Below are 23,786 nucleotides of genomic sequence, written 5' to 3'. Positions count from 1 at the left end.
CCGCGTCGGCGTCGTTGCCGGTGGATAGCCGATCGGCGAGCGGGGGTATTAATTACGGGCCGACCCAATGTCGACCGGATGGACGATACCGGGATCGACGGGGACGAGGAACTGACGATCCTCTCCCGATCGGAGTTGGCCGAACGGGTCAGAAAGCGCACGGCCGACCTCGAGAACCTGATGGACACGATGGTCGACGTGCTCGTCAAACTCGGCCCCGACGGGCGGATCCGCCTGGCGAACGAGGCCGTTCGCGACATGCTCGGCTACGAGCCCGACGAACTCGAGGGAAAACCGATCGACTACGTCCTCGCCGATCCGGACCGCAACGCCGAGCTCTCCTCGATGCTTCACTCCGGGGAGCTCATCGAACACCTCCTGCGAAAGGGGAGCGTCACCGACCTCGAGAGTTACTTCGAGACCGCCGACGGTGAGGCCATCCCGACCAGCCTCTCCGCGTCCGTGATGACGGACGACTCGGGGAGCGTCGAAGGGATCGTCTGCGTCGCGACGGACACCACCGAGCGAACCGAAGCCCAGGAGCGCGCCGAGTTCCTCCACTCCGTGCTCAGACACGACCTCGGCAACAAGCTCACCGTCATCGACGGCTACCTCGACCTGCTCGCCGAAGGCGACCTCACCGAGGAGCAACGTGAGTACCACGGCTACGCCGAGAAGGGCGTCACCGAGGCGATCGACCTCATCGAGAACGTCCGGACGCTCCACCAGCTAGAGGCCGACGAGGAACTCTCACCCGTCGGACTCCCGCGCGTGATCCGCGAGACCGTGGACCGACACGCCGACCTCGCGAGTCAGCACGATTTCGACGTCGAGACCGACGTCGACGACCTGCGCGTCGAGGGCGGCACGCTGCTCAAGGAGCTCTTCGCGAACGTACTCGAGAACGCGCTCGTCCACTCCGGCGGTTCGCAGATCCGAATTCACACGACCGCGACCGACGAGGCGGTGACCATCTACGTCGACGACGACGGCACGGGCATCGACCGCGAGGACCGCGACCGCATCTTCGACCGCGGCGTCTCGATCGGCGACTCCGGCGGGACGGGTCTCGGCACCCACCTCGCCGCGGAGATCGCGGACACGTACGGCGGCGACCTCACCGTCGGCGACTCGCCGCTCGGCGGCGCCCGATTCGGCGTGACGCTCCAGCGGGCCGATTGATCGCCCGGATCACCGGTCGTCGGCGACGGCGGCGTTTTCGTCGAGTCGCGACGATTCGTGGGAAAGCTGTGTCACGTACAGTGTCATCCCCGCGGACCGGGCGAGGTCGATGCCCGTGGCGTAGTGTTCGCGGGCGCGATCGGCGTTCCCGAGGTCACGTTCGAGGCGCGCCAGTTCGCGACGGGCGCGGATCGTCGACTGACGAGAGATGGTCTGTGCGTCCGCGAGGGTCGACTCGAGGTGGTCTCGGGCGTCCGTTCGCCGCCCGGCGGCGCGAAGGGCCGCGCCCAGGGTGACCGCGGCCCGAAGCGTCGCCTGCCGGGTACCGTCGGGAGCCGCGTCGTGAGCTCGGCGGGCGTACTCGAGCGCCGTCGACGGCTCCCCGGCCGCCACGTAGGTCCGCGCGAACTGGTCGAGCAGTGCCGTTTCGGTACGGACGTCCTCGGTCGAGTCGAACTCCGAGCGGGCCGATCGCAGGTGTTCGAGCGCGACGTCGATCGCCCCGCGTTCCCGTTCGATGGTCGCAGCGTTGATCGCGCTGGTCGCCCGCAGGTGGGGAAGGTCGTGTTCGACCGCCAGTCGCTGGCCCGTCGCGACGTGCCAGCGAGCCGCGTCGACGTCGCCCGCCAGGAGGTACGCCCGACTCACGTTGGTGTGAAAGTGCGTTACTTTTTGAATCTCCGCGGACCCTTCGACGAGGGAGAGTGCCCGTTCGAACCCGTCGATCGCTCCCGGAAGGTCGCCGAGTGCCACGTCGACGATCGACTGATTCCACAGCGAGAGGGCGACCGTATCGGTGTCCTCGGTCAGTTCGGCGAGAGCGACGACGTCCTCGTAGTACGATCGGGCGTCCCCCCAGTCGCCCCGGCTCTGAGCGGCGACGCCGAGGTTGTTCTTCGCGAGGATGCGCGCCCGGACGTTGCCTGTCTCCTCGGCCAGGTCGTGGCAGCGTTCTAAGGCCTCTACGTAGTCTTCGGTACGTCCCGCGCTCCGGTAGACGAGGGCGACGTCGTTGAGACAGCGGGCGAGTTCGCGATCCGCCGACGCGGTTTCGAGCAACGCGACGGCTCGCTCACCGTACGCGACGGCGTCCTCGATCGCGCCGGTACGGCGGGAGACGGTGGCCAGGTTCTGATAGGAACGCCCCAGCGAGAGTCGGAAGTCGATCGACTCGGCGAGTTCGCGCTGGCGTTCGAACTGCTCGATCGCCGCGTCGTGGTCGCTTCGTTTCATGTGCGCGCTGCCCAGGTAGTCGACCAGCCAGCAGACCATCTCGGTGACCTCGTCGCCTCCGGCGTCGAGCCCGCGCCTGGCGAGCGTCGCCGTCCGCTCGTACTCGCTCTGCTCGAAGTGCATGCGGGCCTGGTAGTAGTAACTGCGCCGGATCCGCTCCGGATCGTCCGCGGCCTCGCGTACGTACCGGAAGTACCGGTCCGCCTCGTCGAACTCGCCGCGGGTGTAGTAGCCGTCGCCCAGCGATTCGAGCAGCGCCAGCACGTCGTCGTCGCGGTCGAGTTCGCGCGCGATCGAGAGTGCGCGTTCGTAGTGCGAACTCGCCACGTCGTGGGCGTACGTCTCTTCCGCGTCCTCGGCCGCGAGCCGGTAGTGTTCGAGGGCCGTCGCCGCGTCGCCGGCCCGGTCCAGATGCGTCGCGATTCGGGCGTGGTTGGGGTCCTCGACGTCGGCAAGGTGCGCCGCGATCGCCCGGTGGCGCTCCCGGCGGGCATCGGGTTCGAGCGCCGATTGGGCACCGCTCCGGAGCACGTGGCTCCGGAACCGGTACCCCCCATCGGTCTCCCGCCAGATACCGGCGTCGACGAGCAGGTCGACGCGATCACCCAACTGCGCCGGCGGGAGCGAGCAGAGCGAGCCGAGGGTCTCGACCGCGAACGGTTCGTCGGCGAGGGCCGCGGTGTCGACGAGTTCACGCGTCTCGGGGTCGAGCCGGTCGAACCGACGCCGAATCGTCGTCTCGACCACGTCCGGTGCGGAGAGGGTCGTCGTACTCGTCGGGTACCGGTCGACGCGAGGGTCGAGCGAGCCGTCCTCGAGCGCGGCGGCGACGGTCTCGACGACGAACAGGGGATTCCCGCCCGTCACCGCGTAGACGGCGTCCGTGAAAGCCGTCGGGACGCCCCGCTGGCGAAGTTCGTGTTCGACCAGCGTCGCCGTCGTCTGGCGGTCGAACGATTCGAGCGGGAGGGCGACCGGTCGAACGGCGTCCGCCGGTACCCGTTCGGCGAGCGGATCGGTCTCGTCCACGTCGTCGGACCGATAGGTACACAGCAGTAGAATCCCCTCCCCGAGCGACGAGTGGAGGTGCGCGAGCAGGTCGAGCGTCGCGCTGTCGGCCCACTGCAGGTCCTCGACGACCAGTACGACCGGACCGTCGGCCGCACGGGTCTCGAGCCAGGACGCGATGTCGTCGTAGAGCCGCGTCCGGTGGGCCCGGTAGGCCTCGGCGTCGGGCGTCTCGAGCGCGGCGTCGACGTCGAAGGCGGGCGGCGACGCGTCGTCCGCGTCGAGCGCGGCCGCGATCGGTTCGAACGGCGCGTCGCCACCGGGCCGGCTGCGGCCGACGTAGACGGCCCCACACCGGTCGCGGACGCGATCCAGGAACGCCTCGACCAGGGTCGTCTTCCCGACGCCCGCGTCGCCGGTGACGACGACCGTGCGCGGGGTGTCGGCGTCGGCTGTGGACCAGGTGGCGTCGGATGCGGGCTCGGTGGCGTCGGATGCGGTGTCGGTGGCGTCGGATGCGGGCTCGGTGGCGTCGGATGCGGTGTCGGAATCAGTCGACCGGGTATCGGAGTGGGTCGACCGGGTATCGACGGCGGTCGCCGTCACCGCGTCGAACGTCGTCGTCAGCCTGTCGAACTCGTCCTCACGATTCACGACGGCGTCGAACGCGTCCGCGAGCACGAGCTCGCCCGACGGCGAGCGGCGGACGAGGGCCTCGGCGATCGAGATGCCGGCGACGTCGCGGACGTCGGTCAGCGCGCACTCACGCTCGTCGGTTCCGTCCGAGACGGTGACTCGTTCGGCTGCCAGCTCCGCCCGGAGTTCCGCGGCGCGATCGCGACCCGCATCCGTCAGCCGGTAGCGCGTCCGGTCGCGCTCGTCGACGGACTCCTCGACGAGATCCGCACGGGCCAGCGAGGCGAGCGTGGTGAGAAGCTGGACGCGGTCGGCCAACGACTCGCCGAACGCGATCGTCTCGCTGAGTTCGACCGTCGTCGCGCTCCCGTCTCCATCGGCCGTCGAATCGAGCGCGAGGACGACGAGGTCGTCGACGCCGTACTCGGTCATCACTCCGGGGTTGAACGGCGAGCGGTAAAACCGTTCAGGCACGCGCTACCGACGGCAGCCGACGGGCCTGCGGATCGGCACGCTCGCCTGACCGAGCCGGGTGCCCGCTTCGACGTCGGATCGGGGCGATCGGCAGTCCGTCGGATGCTCACCCACGACTGGCCTCGAACGGTCCACAGAGCGGCTGTAAATCAGCTGCCGAACAACCGGCCTCGACCGCCTGAATGGCGGCCTCGTACCACTCGCGATCGCTGTACGTCCGCGTCCGTTGGGCGAGTGCGTAGCCGCGATCGAGGTGGTCGATGGCGACCGACCGATCGCCCGACTCGAGCGCGAGCCAGGCCAGGTCACGACGGACCTGCAGTTCGACCTGCGCGTGATCGATCTCGATCGCCTCCTCCAGGACCGATCGCAACGCATCGGGTCCCTCGGGGTCCCCAGCCGCCGTGAGCGCGCGAGCACGGGTCGCTCTCAGACCGAGGCGGTCGATTCGATAGCCGTCCGGGACGTTCGCTTCCGCCTCGTCACAGCGCTCCAGGGCCGCCTCGATCTCGCCGATCGCCACCAGCGCCTTGGCGAGGTCCGTCGCCGCCTTGGAGATCTCCACGGTGTTCTCACTCTCTCGCGCTCGCTGGAGCCCATCGCGGATGCGTTCGACCGCTCGCTCGACGTCGCCGCGGTCGCGAGCGACGACGCCCTGCATGCGCATCGCGTCCGCCTCCGCCCTGACGTAGCCGTCCGCCTGCGCGCGTTCGAGTGCCTCCGTCGCGTACCGGTCGGCCCGATCGAATCGGCCCGCCAGCACCTCGGCCTGCGCCAGGTTGACCCTGCCGAACGTGGACTGGTGATCGTGGCCGATCGAGCGGGAGAGTGAGAGCGCCGTCTCGAACGTCTCCCGGGCCTGCTGGACGTCGGTGCTGAGGAGGTCGATCACACCCTCGTTGCTGAGGGCGATGATGCGCATTCGGTCGTTGCCGACGCGAGTGGCCAGGTCGTGTAACCGATCGAACTGCTCGCGGGCCTGCTCCCAGTCGCCTCGGCCGATCGCGTGCACGCCGAGATTGTTGAGTGAATTGATTACCATGCCGACGGCTCCGGCGTCCTCGGCGACGTCCCGACAGCGATCCATCGCGGCGACGCCCTCGTCGAACCGGCCGATCGTGATGTAGGAGATGCCGAGGTCGGTCAGACAATCCGCCAGGGCGACCGGCTCGTCGAGCGGTTCGAGCAGGTCGCGCGCCGCTTCGAGGGACTCGACGGCCCGTTCGGGCTGGCCCACCTGTCGCCGGCACCGCCCGATCTGAAACGACGCGAGCCCCTTCATCCGGGCGTCGTCGAGACGGTCCGCCAGGTCGTACTGGTATCGCGCGGTGGCGATCGCTTCGCGGAAATCACCGCGCTGGAACTGCACGCTCGCGAGCGCATCCAGCAGACCGACGTACGCCGTCGAGACCGGTCCGTCGAGTTCGAGGCCTCGATCGACGAATTCGATCGCTCGCTCCACCTCGCCGACGTCGGTGTCCATCCTCGCCTGGGAGGCGTACGTTCGCCTGACGCGGTCGACGTCGTCGGTGTGGTTGCGAACGTACTCGAGGTGGGTGTGGGCCGACGTGTACTCGCCGCCTATCTGATAGACCTGCGCGAGCGATTCGAGGGCCTCTATCGTCGCCGCGTCTCGGTCCAGGTCGCGTGCGAGCCCCAGCGCGTGCTGGAACGCGTCGATCGCGTCCTCGTGGGCGAAGACGTCGAGCGCCGCCTCGCCCGCATCCATCGCGTGCTCGAGCGCGGATTCGGGCTCGCCGGCGCGATCGTACCGCCGGGCGAGTTCGGCGTGGGGCGGGTCAGGCGCCTCGGCCAGGTGGTCGGCCACCCGCTGTTCGAGCGACGCACGGCGATCCGTGTCGAGCGTCTCCAGCACCGTCGACCGCAGGACGTGACTCGCGAACCGGTACCGCTCTTCGTCAAGGCGCTCCCAGACCCGACCGTCGACGAGGAGGTGCGCCTGATCGTTCAGGTGCGCCGAGGCGTCCGCCGAGACGACCCGGAGCGTCTCCACGTCGACGGTCGTCCCCGCGACCGCCGCCACCTCGAGGACGCCGCGCGTGCGATCGTCGAGTCGGTCGAGCCGGCCTCGGATCGTCGATTCGACGACCGATGGCAGCGGGATGTCGGCCAGTGACTCCGGATACGTCCCGCGCTGGGGGTCGATCACGCCCCGATCGAGCAGGTCGTCGACCGTCTCCTCGACGAACAGGCCGACGCCACCGGTGTGCTCGTAGATCGCGTCCAGACAGGCCTCTGGGACACCGCGCCGTCCCACTCGCCGCTCGATCAACTCCCCGACGGCCTCGCGACCGAACGGGTCGAGGTGACGGACCGTCGATTCGCACGCGGCCGCGTCAGTGAGGGCCGCGACGATGGATTCGTCGGCGGACGCGTCGCTTCGCACGGTGAGGACGACGGCGATTGGGACGGATTCGATTCCCTCGAGGAGCGAAGCGAGCACCGATAGCGTGGCGGCGTCGGCCCACTGCAAGTCCTCGATGCCCAGGAAGATCGGCCGGTCGCTCGCCCGGTCGCGCAACTCGTCCCCGATCGCGCCGTACCGAATCGCGACGGCGTCTTCGAGCGACTGGGTCGTCACCGACGCCGAATCCGAGGTCGGGACGGGCGCCTCCTCCAAGTGTTCGATCGCCCACGGAAGTGCGTCGGTCAGTGCGTGGTACGGATCGGAGCGATCGGGGTCGGCCTGGCCGACCAGCGTCTCGAACCCCCGGTCGGCCGCCATCGAGCGACACTCGCGAAAGAGCGTCGTCTTACCGATCCCCGCCTCGCCCTCGATGACGAATAGCGTCGGCTCGCCGTCTGCGGCCGCCTCGAGCAGTCGGTCGACCGCCTCACGTTCGGCCACCCGGTCGACGAACGCGGGCTCGAGCGTCGCCTCGACCGTCACCTCGCCGCCGGGTGAGAGCCGCGCCATCGCCGTCACGAGATCGAGTCCGAAGCGGTCGGCGACGTCGGTGAGCGAGCCCTCGACGCGCTCGCCGCCAGCGTGTGCGGTGACCGACGCCGACTCGTAGCGATCGAGTGACGTTCGTGCCCGGCCGCGACCCGACGCCGTTAGCGCGTACGCACCTGGATCGCCTCCATCGGTCGAGACCGGGTCGACGAGTCCGTCCGACTCCATCGTCGACAGTGTCGAGAGCAGGGAGACCCGAGCGGCCATCGTCTCAGGCAGGTCGATCGTGTCCGCGATCGTCGTCGCCGTCAGCGCGGCCGACGGGCCGTCGGCACCGGCTCGCTCGAGGGCCACGAGGACGAGGTCAGCCACGCCAGGAACGTCCATTGGGGGCGACAGTTCGAGGGTCTGCATAATAGGTGTTGGCCCGCGACCGCGGCGCGCTCGTGTGATCTTCGATCGACCGGACCGGCCGCGACGACCGGATCGGGGCAGGCCGACCACGTCACTCCGTCGGCGAGCCAGCCGCCATCGCTCGCCACCCGACCCAACCGCCGTCCCGAAACCTGTCGATTGCGCCCGATCGAAGCGGCCGGATCAGGCCCCATCACACCACCGTGGTCTCGAACGGACCGCTGAGTGGCCGCAACGCGTCGGCCGCACAGCCGGACTCGACAGCCTGGAGCGCGGCGTCGAACCACTCGCGGTGGCGGGCGCTCCGTATCCGTTCGGCGAGCGCGTAGCCGCGGTCGAGGTGGTCGATGGCGACCCTCCGATCGCCCGACTCGAGCGCGAGCCAGGCCAGGTCGCGACGGACCTGCAGTTCGACCTGCGCGAGATCGATCGCCGTCACCTCCTCCAGAACCGATCGCAGCGCATCGCCACCCCTGGGATCGCCGGCCGCCGAGAGAACGCGAGCACGGGTCGCCTCCAGTGTGACGCGGTCGATGCGGAAGCCGTCCGGAACGTACTCCGCCGCTTCGTCACACAGCGCCAGGGCCGTCTCGGTCTCGCCGGTCGCCACCAGCGACTCCGCGAGGTCGCGCGCCGCCTTGGAGATCTCCATGCTGTTCTCGCTCTCCCGGGCGAGATCGAGGGCCTCGCGCTGCCGATCGACTGCCAGCTGGAAGTCACCGCGTTCGCGCGCGATCGCGCCCTGCATGCGCATCGCGTCCGCTTCCGTCCTGACGTAGCCGTCCGCCTGCGCGCGTTCCAGTGCCTCCGTCGCGTACCGGTCGGCCTCGTCGAGTCGATCCGCCAGCACCTCGACCTGCGCCAGGTTGATCCTGGCGAACGTGGACTGGTGATCGTGGCCGATAGACCGAGAGAGGGAGAGCGCCGTCTCGAACGTCTCCCGGGCCGTCCGGACGTCGGTGGTCTCGAGGTCGATGACGCCCTCGTTGCTGAGGGCGATGATGCGCATGCGGTCGTTGCCGACGCGGGAGGCCAGCTCGTGCAACCGGTCGAAGCGCTCGCGAGCCGCCTCCCAGTCACCGTTGCTGAGCGCGTGCACGCCGAGGTTGTTGAGCGCGCGGATCGCCAGGCGCACCTCACCGGTCTCCTCGGCGAGTTCCTCGCAGCGCTCCATCGCAGCCACGCCCGCGTCGAATCGATCGGTCGTGACGTACGAGATGCCCAGTTCGTTCAGGCAGTCCCCCAGGTGGACGGGCTCGTCGAGCGGTTCGAGCAGGTCGCGAGACGCTTCGAGGGAGTCGACGGCCCGTTCGGCCCGCCCCAGTTGGCGGTGACTCCGACCGATGTGAAACGACGCTCGTCCCATCGACAGCGGATCGTCGAGCCGCTCTGCGAGGTCGTACTGGTATCTCGCGGTGGCGACCGCTTCGCGGAAATCACCGCGCTGGAACTGCACGCTCGCGAGGACGTCGAGCAACTGGACGTACGCCGTCGAGCGCGGCCCGTCGAGTTCGAGACCGCGGTCGGCGAATTCGATCGCTCGCTCCACCTCGCCGACGTCGGTGTCCATGATCGCCTGGGAGGCGTAGGTGCGCCTGATTCGGTCGACGTCGTCGGTGTGGTTGCGCACGTACTCGAGGTGGGTGTGGGCCGATTCGTACTCGCCAGTGAGCCGGTAGACCAGTGCGAGCGATTCTAGTGCCTCGATCGTCTCCGTCTCACGATCGAGATCGCGGGCGATCCCCAGCGCGTGCTGGAACGCGTCGATCGCGTCCTCGTGGGCGTAGACGTCGAGCGCCGACTCACCCGCATTCATCGCGTGGTCGAGCGCACACTCGAGCTCGCCGGCGCGGTCGTACCGCCGGGCGAGTTCGGCGTGGGGCGGGTCCGCCCGTTCGGACAGGTGGTCGGCCACCCGCCGTTCGAGCGACACACGGCGATCCGGGTCGAGCGTCTCCAGCACCGTCGACCGCAGGACGTGACTCGCGAATCGGTACCGCTCCTCGTCCAGGCGCTCCCAGACCCGACCATCCACGAGGAGGTGCGCCTGGTCGTGCAGGTGCGCCGAGTCGCCCGTCAGGACTGCCCGGAGCGTCTCCACGTCGACGGTCGTCCCCGCGACCGCCGCCACCTCGAGAAGCCGGCGGGTCCCCGCGTCCAGGCGATCGAGCCGATCCCGAATCGTCGATTCGATGACTGACGGCAGCGGAACGTCGGCCAACGACTCCGGATACGTCCCGCGCTGGGGGTCGATCACGCCCCGATCGAGCAGGTCGTCGACCGTCTCCTCGACGAACAGGCCGACGCCACCGGTGTGTTCGTAGATCGCGTCCAGACAGGCCTCTGGCACACCTCGGCGTCCCACCCGCCGTTCGATCAACTCTCCGACGGCCTCGCGATCGAACGGGCCGAGGCGACAGACCGTCGATTCGCACGCGGCCGCTTCCACGAGGTCCGAGAGAACGGAGTCGTCGGCCCCGCCCGACTCGTCTGTCCGCAGGGTCACCAGAACGGCGATCGGAACGTCTTCGAGGCCTCCGAGCAGTGCGGCGAGCAGCGACAGCGATGCGGCGTCGGCCCACTGCAGGTCCTCGATGCCGACGAGGAGTGGCGTCCGATCGGCGCGCTCGACGAGAGCGTCCCGGACGGCGGCGTACCGGATAGCCGCGGCATCGTCGAGCGCCCGGTTCGTGGCCGCCGACGGCGACTCCGGGACCGTCGCCCGGTCGAGGTGATCGAGGGCCCGCGGGAGGGCCTCGGCGAGCGCGTGGTACGGGTCGGTCCGCTCCGGATCGGCCCGACCGATCCTGGTTTCGAAGCCGCGATCGGCGGCCAGGGAGCGACACTCACGGAACAACGACGTCTTACCGATGCCCGTCTCACCTACGACGACGATTACCGTCGATTCGCCCGACTCGGCCGTTTCGAGGGCGCTCTCGATCGTATCTCGTTCCGACGAGCGGTCGACGAACGCCGAGTCGAGCGTCTCGGCGACGGTCACCTCCCCGCCCGGAGAGAGCCGGGCCATCGCCGTCACCGGATCGAGATCGAACGCCGCGGCCACGTCGACGAGCGTTCCTTCGACGATCTCTCCGTCGTTGCGGGCGGTGACGTCGGCCGACGCGTACCGGTCGAAGACCTCGCGGGCCCTGTCACTGCCGGTCTCTGTGAGTGCGTATCGCTCCGTCGTCCCGTCGTCGGCGACCGGGTCGACGAGTCCCTCAGCCTCCATCGACGACAGCGAGGAGAGCAACGAGACGCGAGCAGCCACCGTCTCCGCCAGATCGATCCGTGTCGCTATTTCGGTCGCTGTCAGCGCACCGCCCGACCCGTCGGGCGTCCGGTCGAGCGCGACCAGGACGAGGTCGTCCACGCCAGGAACGTCCATTGAGTCGAGACAGGCGAAGGCCACCGTAATAGGTGTTGGCCGGATCGGTCACGAGGGTCCCCCGATTCGAGGGGAATGCGACGGCGCCGACGGCGACGCGCCCGGGCGGCCGTTCGGATGGACCGCCGCTCCGGTCGCCAGGAACGCCCCACCGTCCGGAGCCCACAGAACTCACCGTCCGGCACCCACAGAACCACGGCCCCCGAGCGCGAACGATCGGCCATGGACCGGGACGTGGCCACGCTCGCGCGCGAACTGGTGTCGATCCCCAGCCACGACGACGAGACGGCCGCCGGCGATCGGATCGAGTCCTGGCTCCGGTCGGAGACGGACGCGTCGATCACGCGAGACGACGCCGGCAACGTGATCGCCAGGCGCGGACCGGGCGACGGACGGACGCTGGCGCTGGTCGGTCACCACGACGTCGTCCCGCCGGACGAGTCGCAGGTCGCGACGGCGGACGCGAACGGCCGCGGTGCGGACGACCGCCACGTGGACGGCCACCGCACGGGCGAGTACGTCGTCGAAGAACGCGACGGACGCCTCTACGGCCGCGGAACGGCAGACATGAAGGGTGCCGTCGCCGCCATGCTGCTCGCGTTTCGGGACGCCACCGTGGTGGCGGACGGGGATCGGTCGAACGGCCGCGACGAACTCGTCTTCGCGAGTTTCGTCGGCGAAGAGATCGGCGGCGAGGGTGTCCGCCACGCCATCGACGAGGGGTTCGCCCCGGACGTCGCCGTCGTCGGCGAGGGGTCGACGAACTACTCACGGCCGGGCGTGACGGACGTCGCCGTCGCACACAAGGGTCGGCGGGCGAGTACGATCACCGCCCACGGGGAGGCGGCCCACGCGAGCGAACCGGAGGCGGGGACGAACGCGATCTACCGGGCGAGCGAGGCGGTCGACGTCGTCCGTGAGCTGTCGGCTCCCGAGGTGACGATTGCGGGTGAGTCGCTGTCGGGCAGCGTCGTCGTCACGGAGATCGACGGCGGGTCGGCCTGGAACGTCGTCCCGGAGCGGTGTACGATCACCGTCGACGAGCGCACCGTCCCTGGCGAACGGGCGCCGCTCGACCGCGTCGAGGCGATCGACGGCGTCGAGTGGGACGTCGATCAGGACCTGCCGCCGATGGCCTGTGAGGACGACGAGTTCGCCGACACCGTGCTCGACGCCGCCCGCCAGGTCCACGAACAGCGGGGCGAACCGGAACCAGTCCACGTCACGAAACCGCACGCGACCGACGCGGGCTGGCTCGCCGACCGCGCCGGAACCGAGTGCGTGATCGTCGGTCCGGCCGAACCCGGCGAGGCCCATACCGCAGACGAGAGCGTCTCGATCGACGTGCTGGAGCGATGTCGGGCGGTGTACCGGGCGACGGCACAGGCGTGGTTGCGTAGCGGTTAGGTCGTATCGCCGACACGAGTACCCAGCACACCTTCAGGAAATTATTCCTCGAAGAAAGAACTATATCCGTTGCCGTGGAAGGACTACTATGGCCGACGGCGACCCATCGGGTGGTCCACCCGCCTTCGAGGACACGTTCGGCGGCGACGACGTCGAACAGCGCGTGTATGGAACGATCCTCCAGACTCGCGACCCGACGGCGGCGAGCGAAATTGCCGAACGAGCCGGCTGTGACCCAAAAACCGCCCGGAAGTACCTGACGTGGTTCACCGAACTCGGAATCGTCACGCGACACGATGGACGGCCGGCCACGTACGAGCGCAACGACACCTACTTCGAGTGGCGACGGATCGATCGGCTCGCAACCGATCACTCCGTCGACGCCCTCCAGCAACGCGTCCAGGAATTGACGGCACGGATCGACGCGTACGAGGACGCGTACGACGCCACAGATCCGGCCGCCGTCGACGCCGTCACCGCTGCGGAGGCGAGCGATGACCGGACGATCGACGAGGTGTACAGCGATCTGGGCGACTGGGAGACCGCTCGCGAGGAGCGCCGGCGCCACGAACGCGCTCGCCAGCAACGCAGCGGTGCCGGGACCGGACGGGTATCCGGCTAGCCGCGTCGATGGCACCGCCAACAGGTGATGGGGCAAGCCCCGCACCCATCGATCGGCCGATTCTGGAATCGCTCCAGACGCACCTGCAAGCGACGGCGCAGGTCGCTGAGGCGGTCGTCTCGGACGCGAGTGGACACCTCGAACTCCACGTAACCCTCTCTGCGTCGTACTACCCTGCCTCCGTCACCGAGGCGACCCTGTCCGTTCGGTGGGACACGAACGACGACTTCTCCGTGCACTATCGAGAGTCCCACGAGGATCGTACCTGGGACTGCCGGTGGGACCGCCATCCGAATTCCCACAATTCCCGGGATCACTTCCACCCGCCACCGGGAGCGAGCACCCCCGGTGACGATGCCTCGTGGCCGGTCGATTACCGCGACGTCCTGCGCTTCGTCCTCGGAGACGTCGAAACACGACTCACAGAACTCTGGAACGAGTGAGAGCGAGGAGTCAGCCGCACCAATCGTGGGACGCCCGTCTTCGACCGCAGAAAGGCCCAGCCACAGCGTGAATCTAGCGGCCCCCAGCCGAGAAGGTAGCGGCCTTCAGGCCGAAGAAGGGCAGCACCTCAGCCGGAGGGATCTAGCGGCCCCACCATCCGATACCACGATGTTGATGTCGGTCCGCACAGAAGTGCAACCAATGGCACCGGAACAGGCGGCGACGTCCGTCGCGGACGCCTACGCGGAGCTCGAATCGCGTGTCGAACGACTCACGAACATCACCGCCGGAGCGGGCGTGCTCCGGTGGGACCAGGAGGTCGTGATGCCCGAAGGCGGGACACAGGCGCGGGCGAAGCAACTCTCGACGCTCTCGTCGATCTCCCACGAGGAACTGACCGACCCGGAGATGGGGGAGCTACTGGACGAACTCGAGGACGCCGACCTCGACCAGGGACAGTCGGCGGTCGTCCGCGAGATCCGCCGGAAGTACGACCGGGCGACGAGCGTCCCGACCGAACTCGTCGAGGCAATCTCCGAGACGACGGCCAACGCCCATCCCGTCTGGATGGAGGCGAAGGAGGAAGACGACTTCGAGACGTTCGCGCCGACGCTCGAGACACTCATCGAGCAAAAACGCGAGTACGCCGAACACATCGACCCCGACGCCGACCCGTACGCCGTGCTCTTCGCGGAGTACGAACCCTACCTCGACCTGGAGACGGCCGAGCGCGTCCTCGAACGGCTGCGCGACGAACTCGTTCCGCTGATCGAGGCCGTCGCCGAGAGCGACGTCGAACTGGGCGGCGCGTTCGACGGGGAGTTCGACGCCGATACGCAGGAGGAACTCTCCCGTGACGTCCTCGACGCGCTGGGATACGACTGGGATCGCGGCCGACTCGACACCGCACCGCATCCGTTCTCGACCGGGACGCAGTTCGACGCCCGCGTCACGACGCGCTTCGACGAGGAAGACCTGCTGGGTTCGATCACCTCGACCGTCCACGAGTTCGGGCACGCCAACTACACCCTCGGCCTGCCGGACGAGGAGTACGGCACGCCGCTCGGCGAGTCGCGCGACCTCACCGTCCACGAGTCCCAGTCCCGACTCTGGGAGAACCACGTCGGCCGCTCGGCGGCGTTCTGGGAGCACTTCCTCCCGACCGCGGCCGACCGGTTCCCGGCGCTCTCCGACGTCTCCCCGCGCGACGCCTACGAGGCCGCCAACCAGGTCTACGACGACAACCTCATCCGGACCGAGGCGGACGAACTGACCTACCACATGCACATCATCGTCCGCTTCGAGATCGAGCGCGAGCTCATCTCGGGCGACCTCGCCGTCGAAGACGTCCCCGAGGTCTGGAACGACAAGTACGAGGAGTACCTGGGCGTCCGCCCCGAGACCGACGCCGAGGGCTGTCTCCAGGACATCCACTGGAGCCACGGCTCGTTCGGCTACTTCCCGACGTACTCGCTCGGCTCCGTGCTCGCCGCACAGCTGTACGCCGCCGCCGAGGACGACGTCGGCGACGTCGACGCCCAGGTTCGCGAGGGCAAATTCGACGAGCTGAACGGCTGGCTCCGCGAGAACATCCACCGCCACGGCGCGACGTACACGACACCCGACCTCGTCGAGGAAGCCACCGGCGAGGGCTACACGGCCGACTACTTCATCGACTACGCGACCGAGAAGTACGGTCGCCTGTACGACCTCGAGGCGTTCTGACGGCGGGCCCGGTCGATCCGTTCTCGCGGCCGCTCCGCGTTCGTGTACACGACGGGCCCAACCGGAGTCACCGGCAGGTACCGGAGTCGGGGCGAGTGTCATTGGCCGGCTCCCCGCGTCGGTTCCGCCGCTATCGGGCTCGAACACGAACCGCTCTCGTCGGCGTCGCATACCTCGCCACCGGGTACGCGGTGAGTGTCGCACTGGCGAGCGCCGTCGTGGACACGGGACGGCCGGTTCGACGGCTGCCAGTGTCTTCGTCGTCGCGACCCGTGTCGGTCCGGTCGGCGCGCTGACGGGGATTGCCTGGGCGCGAGCCGACGCGAAGTGGCCTGGTGGCCCGACGCAGTCCGTGTCACCGCGATAGCGTCGGCTACAACAGTCCCTCGCCGAGGACGATCACGGCCACGTTGTTCGCGAACAGGAAGAAACCAGCCGCGAGTAACACGCCGAGGAAGATCTCGACGGCGAGAGCGACCGGACCCCGATACGCCTGGGGCAGCTCGCGAACGATCGCGAACAGCGCGTGGAAGAAGCCCGCGAGAACGACGAGCACGGAGACGTGACCGCCTACGACCAGCCAGACCGACTGGCCGAAGAGCCACGCCATGAGCGGGTTTCGTTCGTAGGCGAAGCCGACCGTCCCGGCGGCGAAAACCGAGAGGAGGAGGTCGAGGGTGAGAAACAGAAACAGGACGATCGCTGCCCAGTCCCAGTACTCGTCGTAGCGGGGCGTCGCGTCGAGCCAGGTCGTCATGGGGGTCTAGACCGGACGGTCTGGCTCCCGATTGTGGAAGTTCGGGAAAGAAGGTTGTGGCCGATGTCGGCCGGGTTCGGACGACTGCGGGGCGCCACTTCGACGAAATCAGGCGGCCTGGAGCGGGCCCTGGCGACGCCGAAGGATCTCGAAGAGTCCGAGCGACGTCGCCAGCGCGCCGAGGCCGACGACCGCGAGGACGAGCCCGGCTTTCCCCGCGATCGGCGTCGCCCCCGCAGAGAGGAGACCGGTCGACGCGGCGAGGACGATCGTGATCGCGGCCATCACGAGCGGGACGGCCGCGACGGCGGCCGGGCCGGCGAGTCCCGGTTCGGACGGCTCGGGGAGCGTCCGGCGGACGAAGCGGACGTCGTCGGCTCCGTAGCGGCGGACGAACGCCCGCCACTCCGTCGGGTCGTCGGTGTGGGCGCTGATCGAGTAACAGAACACCCCACCGTAGCGCTCTCGCAGGACGTGAAACGCGGTCCGGAACCGGCGACCGAACGACTTCGCGAAGAGGATCGCCACGTCGTCGATCACGACGTCCGCGTCGGCGCCGCCGGTCGGCCGGTCGACCGTCGCGTCGGGAAATCGATCCGCGAGGTACGTCGCCAGTGACGCCGCCGCCGTCGGCGACGTCCCGTACTCCCACTCCCGCAGCGCACGTTCCAGTCGCTCCCGCTCGACGGACCCCCCAGCCCGTCGGGCCCCCGGCCCCCCAATCATACGCGATCAGTGGACGAACGGAGCCAAAATAGTTTTCATGGTTCAAGAGCTTCAGGGGCGGCGATACGTACCCGTTCGGCGACTCGGTATCGACCGTCGGAGTCGGGAAAGGAACCAGACTGCGCCGGGTGCGACCCGTTCAAGCTGGCCTTTCGACGGCGATCTGGGTCCGGGACGCGGTAGTCGGGCCCGCGAACGTGACCGAGCGGTCTCCCTCGAAATAGACCGGTTTCGGATGGGAGCGAGTCGCCGGTACCCCAACCTTGAGGGCGACGCGCACACCGGAGCGACTACATGGCTGAGTCCGCCGATCGCGAGCGCACCGCCGCGTACGACGCGTTACTCGAGCGGTACGAACGATACAGCAACCTCCGGCACGTCGAACGGCTGCTGGAGTGGGACCAGCAGGTGACGATGCCGGCGGGAGGCGCACCGGCGCGCGCGGACCAGTTCGGAGCCGTCTCGGCGGCCGGAAACGACGTCCTGGCGGCAGCAGAGACGGGCGACCTCATCGAACGCATCGAGGAGGCAGAGGCGAACGGCGAGGCGACACTCGACGAGGACCAGCGTGCGGTCGTCCGGGAGATACGCCGCGAGTACGACCGCACGGCGACCGTCCCGAACGATCTCGCGTCGGACCTGTCCGCGTATCGAACGGAGAGTCGCGGCATCTGGGAAGCGGCGAAAGCCGCAGACGACTACGACGCCTTCGCCCCGCGACTCGATGGCCTCGTCGAACTCGAACGCGAGCGCTCGGCCGCAATCGACCCCGACCGCGACCCGTACGAGGTCCAGTACGAGGACAGCCAGCACTACCTGGCGCTCGATCGCGTCGAAGACATCTTCGACGAGTTGCGCGAACACCTCGTCCCGCTGATCGAGCGTATTCGGACCGACGGCCGCGAGCTCCCGGAAATCCCGGCGGGGACGTACGACGAAGCGACACAGGACGACCTCTGTCGTGAGGTGCTCACCACGCTGGGGTTCGACTGGGATCGCGGCCGTCTCGACACCGCGCCGCACCCGTTTCACGCCAGCACGCAGTTCGACGCCCGCGTCACGACGCGGTACGACGAGTCGAACCCGCTCGCCGGCCTGACGGCCGCCATCCACGAGTTCGGGCACGCCTCCTACCAGCTCGGGTTACCGCAGGATGCCTACGGAACGCCGCTCGGCGAGTCGCGGTCGGGGATTCACGAGTCCCAGTCGCGCTTCTGGGAGAACCACGTCGGGCGGACGAAGCCCTTCTGGGAGCTGTTCCTCCCCACGGTCACAGAACACTTCCCGTCGCTCTCCGAGTTGACCGCCGACGAGGCCTACGCCGCGGTCAACCGCATCCACCCGGAGAACCTCATCCGCGTCGAGGCCGACGAGCTCACCTACCACATGCACATCATCCTCCGCTGTGAGATCGACAGCGCCCTCGTCCGCGGTGAGCTCGACGTCGAGGACGTCCCCGAAGTCTGGAACGACAAGATGGAGGAGTACCTGGGCGTCCGCCCCGAGACCGACGCCGAGGGCTGTCTCCAGGATATCCACTGGTCGATGGGGCTCGCGTCGTTCCACGGCTATACGATCGGCAGCGTCCTCGCCGCCCAGTTGAACGCCGCCGTGCGCGAGGATCTGGACGTCGACGGGCTCGTCCGCGAGGGTGAGTTCGACCCGATCCGCGAGTGGATGGGCGAGCACGTCCACCGCCACGGCCAGCGCTACCCGACGGACGAGCTGATCGAAGTGGCCACCGGCGAGCCCCTGACCGCCGAGTACTTCCTCGACTACGTCGACGAGAAGTTCACCGAACTGTACGACCTCTGATCGACGCTCGTCGCGGAACCGAGTACTTCGGCGCGCGCCGGCGTGGGAATCAGGACGAATAAGGTGCTAGACCGCCGCCTCGGCGGTTCTCTCCACCTCCAGACGCGCCGCGCGACGGTCCTCACGATCCGTTCACCGCCCTCCGGCCACCTCCGTCGCTCCCGAGTCCGTAGTCAGCGCGACGATACGACACCGGCGAGGATCCCGGCCGAAGCGGTCGCGGAGACGAGAGACGTTCGCCCGGGCGTCACCCCCGGAGACGCCGACGGGTGACCGAGACGGCCGCCGCGAGGGCGACGAGGGTCGCGATCGGTCCGAACCCGGGGACGCCGTCCCCGTCGCCTCGCGCGGCGGTCGAGAGGTCCTCCGCGGTGAGCGTTCCGGATTCGCTGGCGTCGCCGACGGTCACGACCCACTCGATCTCGGGGGCCGCCGAGGCGTCCAGCCCGTCGAACGCGACGGTCGTCGAATCGCCGGGGGCGAGGGTGATCGATTCCTCGTCGGAGGCCTCGCCGGCGTCGAAGGCGACGACGACCGAGCCCTCGGCGTCGCCGACGTTCGTGACGGTCGCCTCGATCGCCGCCCGGGAATCCCCGTCTGCAGGGCGAGTCTCGACCGAGAGGTCCCAGTCGGGTTCGGACGCCTCGCGAACGCGGAGCGTACCGCTCGACGCGTCGTCGGCGGTTCGGATCGCGTACTCGTACGTTCCGGGTGGCAAACCGTCGACGGCGTCGATCGAGAGAGCGACGGTCGTTTCCTCGCCGGCGTCGAGGGAGACGGTCTCGTTCGCGAGGACGAACCCCTCGTCGGCGAGCGAGTACGCGTCTTCGAACGCGTCGCGACGGTTCGCGTCCACGTCCTCGGAATCGACGACCAGGCGGACGGCCCCCGTGGCGCTCCGGCCACCGTCGTTCCCGACCGTCGTCGACGCGGTCGCGGTCTCTCCAGGAACGACCGTGATCGGCCCGGCGTGGCCTCCGAGGACCAGCGACGGCGCATCGGCGGGGGCGGGCGGTGGCAGCGGCCCCGGTGCCGGCGCCGGATCGTCGACGGTCACGGTCTCGGTCGCCTCGTCGTCCGGCGTCGAGACCGTGACGGCGCCGTCGCCCACGTCGCCGGCGTCGGTCGCCCACTCGAGCGTCACCGTCGTCGACTCGACGGGTTCGAGCGCGACCGTCGTCGAGTCCCGTTCCCGATCCTCGAAGCCGGTGTCGGTGAGCCAGACTTCCTGTCCGTCGGCCATCTCGCCGGTGTTGGTGACCGTGACGGTCACGGTGATGGTCTCACCGGCGGTGATGGACGTGTCGGCGTCCTCGACGACGACGTCGAAGGCCGGTTGCCACGCGAGGTGTGGGTAGCGGTTGGTCGTCTCCCACGTCCCCGGGAACTCGAGGTCGGTCATATTGCCTTCGGCGGCTGGACCGGTCATCTCGGCGGTCGCGAGTCCGGTCACGCCGGGGTAGTTGGGATCGCCGTCGACGCCGCCGGACTGGCCGGTCACGTTGACGTCCCAGTAGGAGTCGGTGACCGTTCCTCGGTCGTCTCCTACCACGCCTCCAAGATCGCCGCCACCGGACACTGAACCAGCCGCCCAGGAGTCGGTCACCTCGCCGCCGAAGTTCAACCCGACGACCCCGCCGGTATCCCATTGGGGGCCACCATCGACCCGTGCCGTCGACGACGAGTGCTCGACGGTTCCCGTCCCCGTGTTTACCGGAACGAGTCCGCCCACGATTTCGTTCCCGTCGACGTGGCCGCTGGCCCTCGACGTGGTGATCGTCCCGGAGTTGTTGCCGACCAGTCCGCCCACCTCGATATTGCCGTCGACGTCGCCGACCGCCGAAGAGCGGGCGACGGTGCCAGTGTCGACCGAGCCGACGAGCCCGCCGGCCATGACCGGCTGTGTTCCGTCGCCGGCGATCGTACCGCTCGCCCAGGAGTCCTGAACGTGGGGCGAGGCGTCGCCGTCGGGGCTGTCGCGCATGATCCCGACGAGTCCACCGACGTATTCGTCCCCATCGTAGTGCTCGTTGGCTGCATAGACGTCGCCGGTCGCGGAACTGTCGGTGACCAGTCCGTGGCTCAGTTCGCCGCCGAAGTAGTCGCCACCGTTGATCACGCCGACGAGCCCGCCGACGTACTGCTCACCGTGCACGTCGCCGGTCGCCGTCGAGTTTCGGACCGTCGCCCGGAGTGCCCCGTCCCGATCGGCGTCACTGACGTTGCCGACGAGTCCGCCGACGTTCTGCCCGCCGTGGACGGTGGCACTGGCGGAGGAATCCACGACGTCCGTGACCGTGGTCTGACCGACCAGCCCGCCGACGTTCGTGGTCCCGGTGACGGTACCACTGGCCGAGGCGTTCCGCGTCTGGTCGTACGACCGTGACGTGAAGCCCGCGAGCCCGCCGACGTCGCTGGTCCCGGTGACGTCGGTCGTCACCGAAACGTTCGACGTTGGATTCTCGGTCGTCCCGAAAACGCCGCCGACGCGATTCTTCCCGTCGACGGTGCTCTCGACGGAGATGTCCTGCCCGTCCGTCCTGACGAACCCGCCGAGACCGCCGACGTCGTTCCTGCCCGTCACGGTGGTGTTCACCGACACGTCAGTCAGGTCCCCGACGTACATCTGGCCGACCACGCCGCCGACGTAGTCGGTTCCGGTGACGGATCCCTGCACGTGGACGTTCGAGATGTCCGGACCAAAGTACGGGTATCCGGCGAGGATCCCGACGCGGTCGTTACCGACGACGGTCGCGTTCGTCACCGTGACGTTGCTGATCTCGATTTCGGACGTCGTTCCACTGGTGTACCCGATGAGGCCGACGTTGTCCTCGTCGGGCCGGTCGATCGTCAGCCCGTCTATCGTGTGCCCGCGACCGTCTAATCCGGCGTTGCCGTCGATGGGGTCGGACTCGTTGCCGACCGGCTCGAAGCCCTTCCCGTCGTTCCATTCTGTGGTGTTCGAGGCGTCGATGTCGTTGCCCAGTTCGTAGTGAGCGCCGAGGTCCTCCTCCATCGCCTGCAACTGCGTGGCGTTCGTGATCACGTAGGGGTCGTCGCTCGTGCCGTTCCCGGTCATCCCCTCGATCGTCGCCTGATTCGTCGCCCCGTCGGCCATCACACCGGCGAATCCGGGCCCGCAGATCGCCACGAGTGCGACCAGCGCCACTACCCGGACCGCGAGTCGCAGCCACCCCTCCCTCGAGATACCCAGTCCGTCGTCCATCGCCTCGCCGTTCGGTTCTCGTCGGCGTATAGTCACTGGACGAAACGATGTTTCACGGCGTGAGATTCGCCCCGAGGGGCCGCCTCGATCCGATCAACCGGCGAACCGCGACGAGGACGCACCGAAACACTTAGTGTTTTTATACGTGACTGGAGGGCATGAACCAGCACGACGACGACCGGGGCCGATTGCTGAACCAGGCCGCGTTACTCGAGGCGGCCCGCGGGACGACGGCCGATCGGGCGACGCTGCAGGCGGAACTCGACGTCTCGCGGGCGACTGCCTACCGCTGGACGACCGCCCTCGCCGAGCGAAACCTGCTCGAACGCACGCACGACGGGTACCGAACGACCGGAGCCGGGGGCGCCGTCGCCGACGCCGTCGATCGGTTCGAGCGCTCCGTCGCGGCCGCCGAACGGCTCGAACCACTTCTCCAGACGGTCTCGGCGCCCGAACTCACGCGACACGTGGACCTGTTCGCAGACGCCGACGTCTCGGTCGCCTCGCCGTCGAATCCGAACCGACCGATCGAGCACTGGCTGGAGTACTTCGCGTCGACCGACCGCTTCCGCGGGTTCGTCGTCACCGGGTGCCCGCAGGCCGTCACCCGTCAGGGAACACGGAACGTCGAGGCGGGCATCAACATGGAAGTGATCTGTACCCCGCTCGCACTACAGGCCGACCGAAACGCGAACGAGGAGGCGTTCGAGTCGATCGCCGGCGGCGACACCGCCACGCTCTACTCGCACCCCGAGCTGCCGTTCACGATGAGTCTCTTCGACGAGACCGTGATCCTCTCGGGATTCGACGAGGAGACGACGCTCCCCGTCGTGACGGCGGCGACGGACGACCGGGCGGCCCTGGAGTGGGCAGAGGGGCTCTACCACCGGTACCGCCAGGAGGCAACCGCGGTCACGGCCGCAACCGTCGACGCGATCGCGTGACCGAACGGATCGTCGGGGGTCGTCCGCCAGGCACGTCCGGCCGGATTCCCCCCAACGACCGGACTCGATTACCACGCCGGCACCTGCCAGGACCGAACCCTTTCGGCCAGCCCCGCTTGCTCCCGTATGCGACTTTCAGTTCCGGGCGTTCCCGGCGTATACTACGACACCGACGCGAAGACGACGGTGGTCACCACGGCCCTCACCGCGGCCAGCCGGCGGGCGCCGAAGCCCAACGGCTACGCCCTGCAGGCGCTGGCGCTCCTGTGGTCGATCGACGTCGACCTCCGCGAAGTACCGACCGATCACCCGCTGCAGTACCTTCACCCCGAAGGCGCGTACAGCATGGCGGACTATTCGCGAGACCGACTGCCCGGCCCCGACGTCGGTGGCGGCGTCGAGCGCGCGTTCCAGTTCGCCTACGCGGTCAACCGCGAGGCCGAGCGCAGCCTCGACGGAGTGCTGGGTCGCGACGACGCGACGGCGGAAGGGACCGTCATCGAGATTAGCGACGGGGCGACGCCGGTCGACGAGTAGCACGGCGAGAAGAGAGGCCCGGCACAACGGGGTCCGAATCGGCCGTCCACCGCGGCCACGGCCGGTCGCGCTGGCCCGACCGCTCTAGCGTTCGGCCGGCACGTTCCGGATTCCAGGCGTCCTCGATGGACGCACCCGGAATCGGACGCATCGTCTCACGACAGGGTCCGACCGACGAAACCGCGATCGAACTGAACGGCGTCACGAGCGGGTCGTCGACCACGACTGTCCGTCGAGTGGGCGAGGTGACGGAACGAACCGGATCGAGACGAGGTGGACACGCTCGTGAGCGCCGGGCGAGGACGAGTCCGGCTCCGTGTGCGCTGATCTC

Annotated in this window: 14 protein-coding genes; 8 read left to right on the top strand and 6 right to left on the bottom strand. The window is 68.8% G+C overall.

Annotation, left to right across the window (positions count from 1 at the left end; all coding sequences use genetic code 11):
- The first annotated feature begins 78 nt into the window (after positions 1-78).
- Complete coding sequence (locus NO366_RS07200) at positions 79-1,182, top strand: PAS domain-containing sensor histidine kinase (RefSeq protein ID WP_256533651.1); 1,104 nt, start codon at positions 79-81, stop codon at positions 1,180-1,182.
- 9 nt (positions 1,183-1,191) lie between these two features.
- Here the strand turns inward: NO366_RS07200 and NO366_RS07195 are convergent, their stop codons facing one another.
- The 3 genes from NO366_RS07195 to NO366_RS07185 form a co-directional block, all read right to left on the bottom strand.
- On the bottom strand, positions 1,192-4,491 hold the full coding sequence (locus NO366_RS07195; protein WP_256533650.1) for an ATP-binding protein: 3,300 nt from the start codon (positions 4,489-4,491) through the stop codon (positions 1,192-1,194).
- Between the two features lie 148 nt (positions 4,492-4,639).
- Entirely contained in the window at positions 4,640-7,837 is a 3,198-nt protein-coding gene (locus NO366_RS07190; protein ID WP_256533649.1) for an ATP-binding protein, read from the bottom strand.
- A 220-nt stretch (positions 7,838-8,057) separates the two neighbouring features.
- Positions 8,058-11,252, bottom strand: coding sequence for an ATP-binding protein (locus NO366_RS07185; RefSeq protein WP_256533648.1), 3,195 nt, complete (start codon positions 11,250-11,252; stop codon positions 8,058-8,060).
- Positions 11,253-11,474: 222 nt separating this feature from the next.
- Here NO366_RS07185 and NO366_RS07180 point away from each other — a divergent pair, with 222 nt between their 5' ends.
- The 4 genes from NO366_RS07180 (at position 11,475) to NO366_RS07165 (ending at position 15,450) form a co-directional block, all read left to right on the top strand.
- Positions 11,475-12,659, top strand: a complete 1,185-nt coding sequence (locus NO366_RS07180) for a M20 family metallopeptidase (protein ID WP_256533647.1) — start codon at positions 11,475-11,477, stop codon at positions 12,657-12,659.
- 88 nt (positions 12,660-12,747) lie between these two features.
- On the top strand, positions 12,748-13,281 hold the full coding sequence (locus NO366_RS07175; RefSeq protein ID WP_256533646.1) for a DUF7342 family protein: 534 nt from the start codon (positions 12,748-12,750) through the stop codon (positions 13,279-13,281).
- 8 nt (positions 13,282-13,289) lie between these two features.
- Positions 13,290-13,724, top strand: a complete 435-nt coding sequence (locus NO366_RS07170) for a toxin-antitoxin system TumE family protein (RefSeq protein WP_256533645.1) — start codon at positions 13,290-13,292, stop codon at positions 13,722-13,724.
- 202 nt (positions 13,725-13,926) lie between these two features.
- On the top strand, positions 13,927-15,450 hold the full coding sequence (locus tag NO366_RS07165; RefSeq protein WP_256533644.1) for a carboxypeptidase M32: 1,524 nt from the start codon (positions 13,927-13,929) through the stop codon (positions 15,448-15,450).
- 373 nt (positions 15,451-15,823) lie between these two features.
- Here NO366_RS07165 and NO366_RS07160 read toward each other — a convergent pair whose 3' ends face one another.
- Together NO366_RS07160 and NO366_RS07155 are read right to left on the bottom strand one after the other, a co-directional pair.
- Complete coding sequence (locus tag NO366_RS07160; RefSeq protein ID WP_256533643.1) at positions 15,824-16,207, bottom strand: hypothetical protein; 384 nt, start codon at positions 16,205-16,207, stop codon at positions 15,824-15,826.
- A gap of 108 nt (positions 16,208-16,315) precedes the next feature.
- Positions 16,316-16,933, bottom strand: coding sequence for a hypothetical protein (locus tag NO366_RS07155; protein ID WP_256533642.1), 618 nt, complete (start codon positions 16,931-16,933; stop codon positions 16,316-16,318).
- A 294-nt stretch (positions 16,934-17,227) separates the two neighbouring features.
- Here NO366_RS07155 and NO366_RS07150 point away from each other — a divergent pair, with 294 nt between their 5' ends.
- Positions 17,228-18,748 (top strand): carboxypeptidase M32, encoded by a 1,521-nt coding sequence (locus tag NO366_RS07150; RefSeq protein WP_256533641.1) that lies wholly within the window; start codon positions 17,228-17,230, stop codon positions 18,746-18,748.
- A 247-nt stretch (positions 18,749-18,995) separates the two neighbouring features.
- Here the strand turns inward: NO366_RS07150 and NO366_RS07145 are convergent, their stop codons facing one another.
- On the bottom strand, positions 18,996-21,974 hold the full coding sequence (locus tag NO366_RS07145; RefSeq protein WP_256533640.1) for a beta strand repeat-containing protein: 2,979 nt from the start codon (positions 21,972-21,974) through the stop codon (positions 18,996-18,998).
- Between the two features lie 158 nt (positions 21,975-22,132).
- Here NO366_RS07145 and NO366_RS07140 point away from each other — a divergent pair, with 158 nt between their 5' ends.
- Both NO366_RS07140 and NO366_RS07135 read left to right on the top strand, forming a co-directional pair.
- Positions 22,133-22,918, top strand: coding sequence for a helix-turn-helix transcriptional regulator (locus NO366_RS07140; RefSeq protein ID WP_256533639.1), 786 nt, complete (start codon positions 22,133-22,135; stop codon positions 22,916-22,918).
- Between the two features lie 126 nt (positions 22,919-23,044).
- A complete protein-coding gene (locus tag NO366_RS07135; protein ID WP_256533638.1) occupies positions 23,045-23,455 on the top strand; it encodes a hypothetical protein in 411 nt (136 codons plus the stop codon).
- Positions 23,456-23,786 lie beyond the last annotated feature (331 nt).

It is taken from the genome of Halovivax cerinus (genome assembly GCF_024498195.1).
Taxonomy (GTDB): Archaea; Halobacteriota; Halobacteria; order Halobacteriales; family Natrialbaceae; genus Halovivax; species Halovivax cerinus.
The sequence above is the reverse complement of the archived record's forward strand: the minus strand, read 5'-3'. Positions and strand labels throughout refer to the sequence as shown.

Coding starts and splice junctions, on each gene's coding strand:
- NO366_RS07200 (WP_256533651.1), top strand. CDS start 79: ATGGACGATACCGGGATCGACGGGGACGAGGAACTGACGATCCTCTCC.
- NO366_RS07195 (WP_256533650.1), bottom strand. CDS start 4,491: ATGACCGAGTACGGCGTCGACGACCTCGTCGTCCTCGCGCTCGATTCG.
- NO366_RS07190 (WP_256533649.1), bottom strand. CDS start 7,837: ATGGACGTTCCTGGCGTGGCTGACCTCGTCCTCGTGGCCCTCGAGCGA.
- NO366_RS07185 (WP_256533648.1), bottom strand. CDS start 11,252: ATGGACGTTCCTGGCGTGGACGACCTCGTCCTGGTCGCGCTCGACCGG.
- NO366_RS07180 (WP_256533647.1), top strand. CDS start 11,475: ATGGACCGGGACGTGGCCACGCTCGCGCGCGAACTGGTGTCGATCCCC.
- NO366_RS07175 (WP_256533646.1), top strand. CDS start 12,748: ATGGCCGACGGCGACCCATCGGGTGGTCCACCCGCCTTCGAGGACACG.
- NO366_RS07170 (WP_256533645.1), top strand. CDS start 13,290: ATGGCACCGCCAACAGGTGATGGGGCAAGCCCCGCACCCATCGATCGG.
- NO366_RS07165 (WP_256533644.1), top strand. CDS start 13,927: ATGGCACCGGAACAGGCGGCGACGTCCGTCGCGGACGCCTACGCGGAG.
- NO366_RS07160 (WP_256533643.1), bottom strand. CDS start 16,207: ATGACGACCTGGCTCGACGCGACGCCCCGCTACGACGAGTACTGGGAC.
- NO366_RS07155 (WP_256533642.1), bottom strand. CDS start 16,933: ATGATTGGGGGGCCGGGGGCCCGACGGGCTGGGGGGTCCGTCGAGCGG.
- NO366_RS07150 (WP_256533641.1), top strand. CDS start 17,228: ATGGCTGAGTCCGCCGATCGCGAGCGCACCGCCGCGTACGACGCGTTA.
- NO366_RS07145 (WP_256533640.1), bottom strand. CDS start 21,974: ATGGACGACGGACTGGGTATCTCGAGGGAGGGGTGGCTGCGACTCGCG.
- NO366_RS07140 (WP_256533639.1), top strand. CDS start 22,133: ATGAACCAGCACGACGACGACCGGGGCCGATTGCTGAACCAGGCCGCG.
- NO366_RS07135 (WP_256533638.1), top strand. CDS start 23,045: ATGCGACTTTCAGTTCCGGGCGTTCCCGGCGTATACTACGACACCGAC.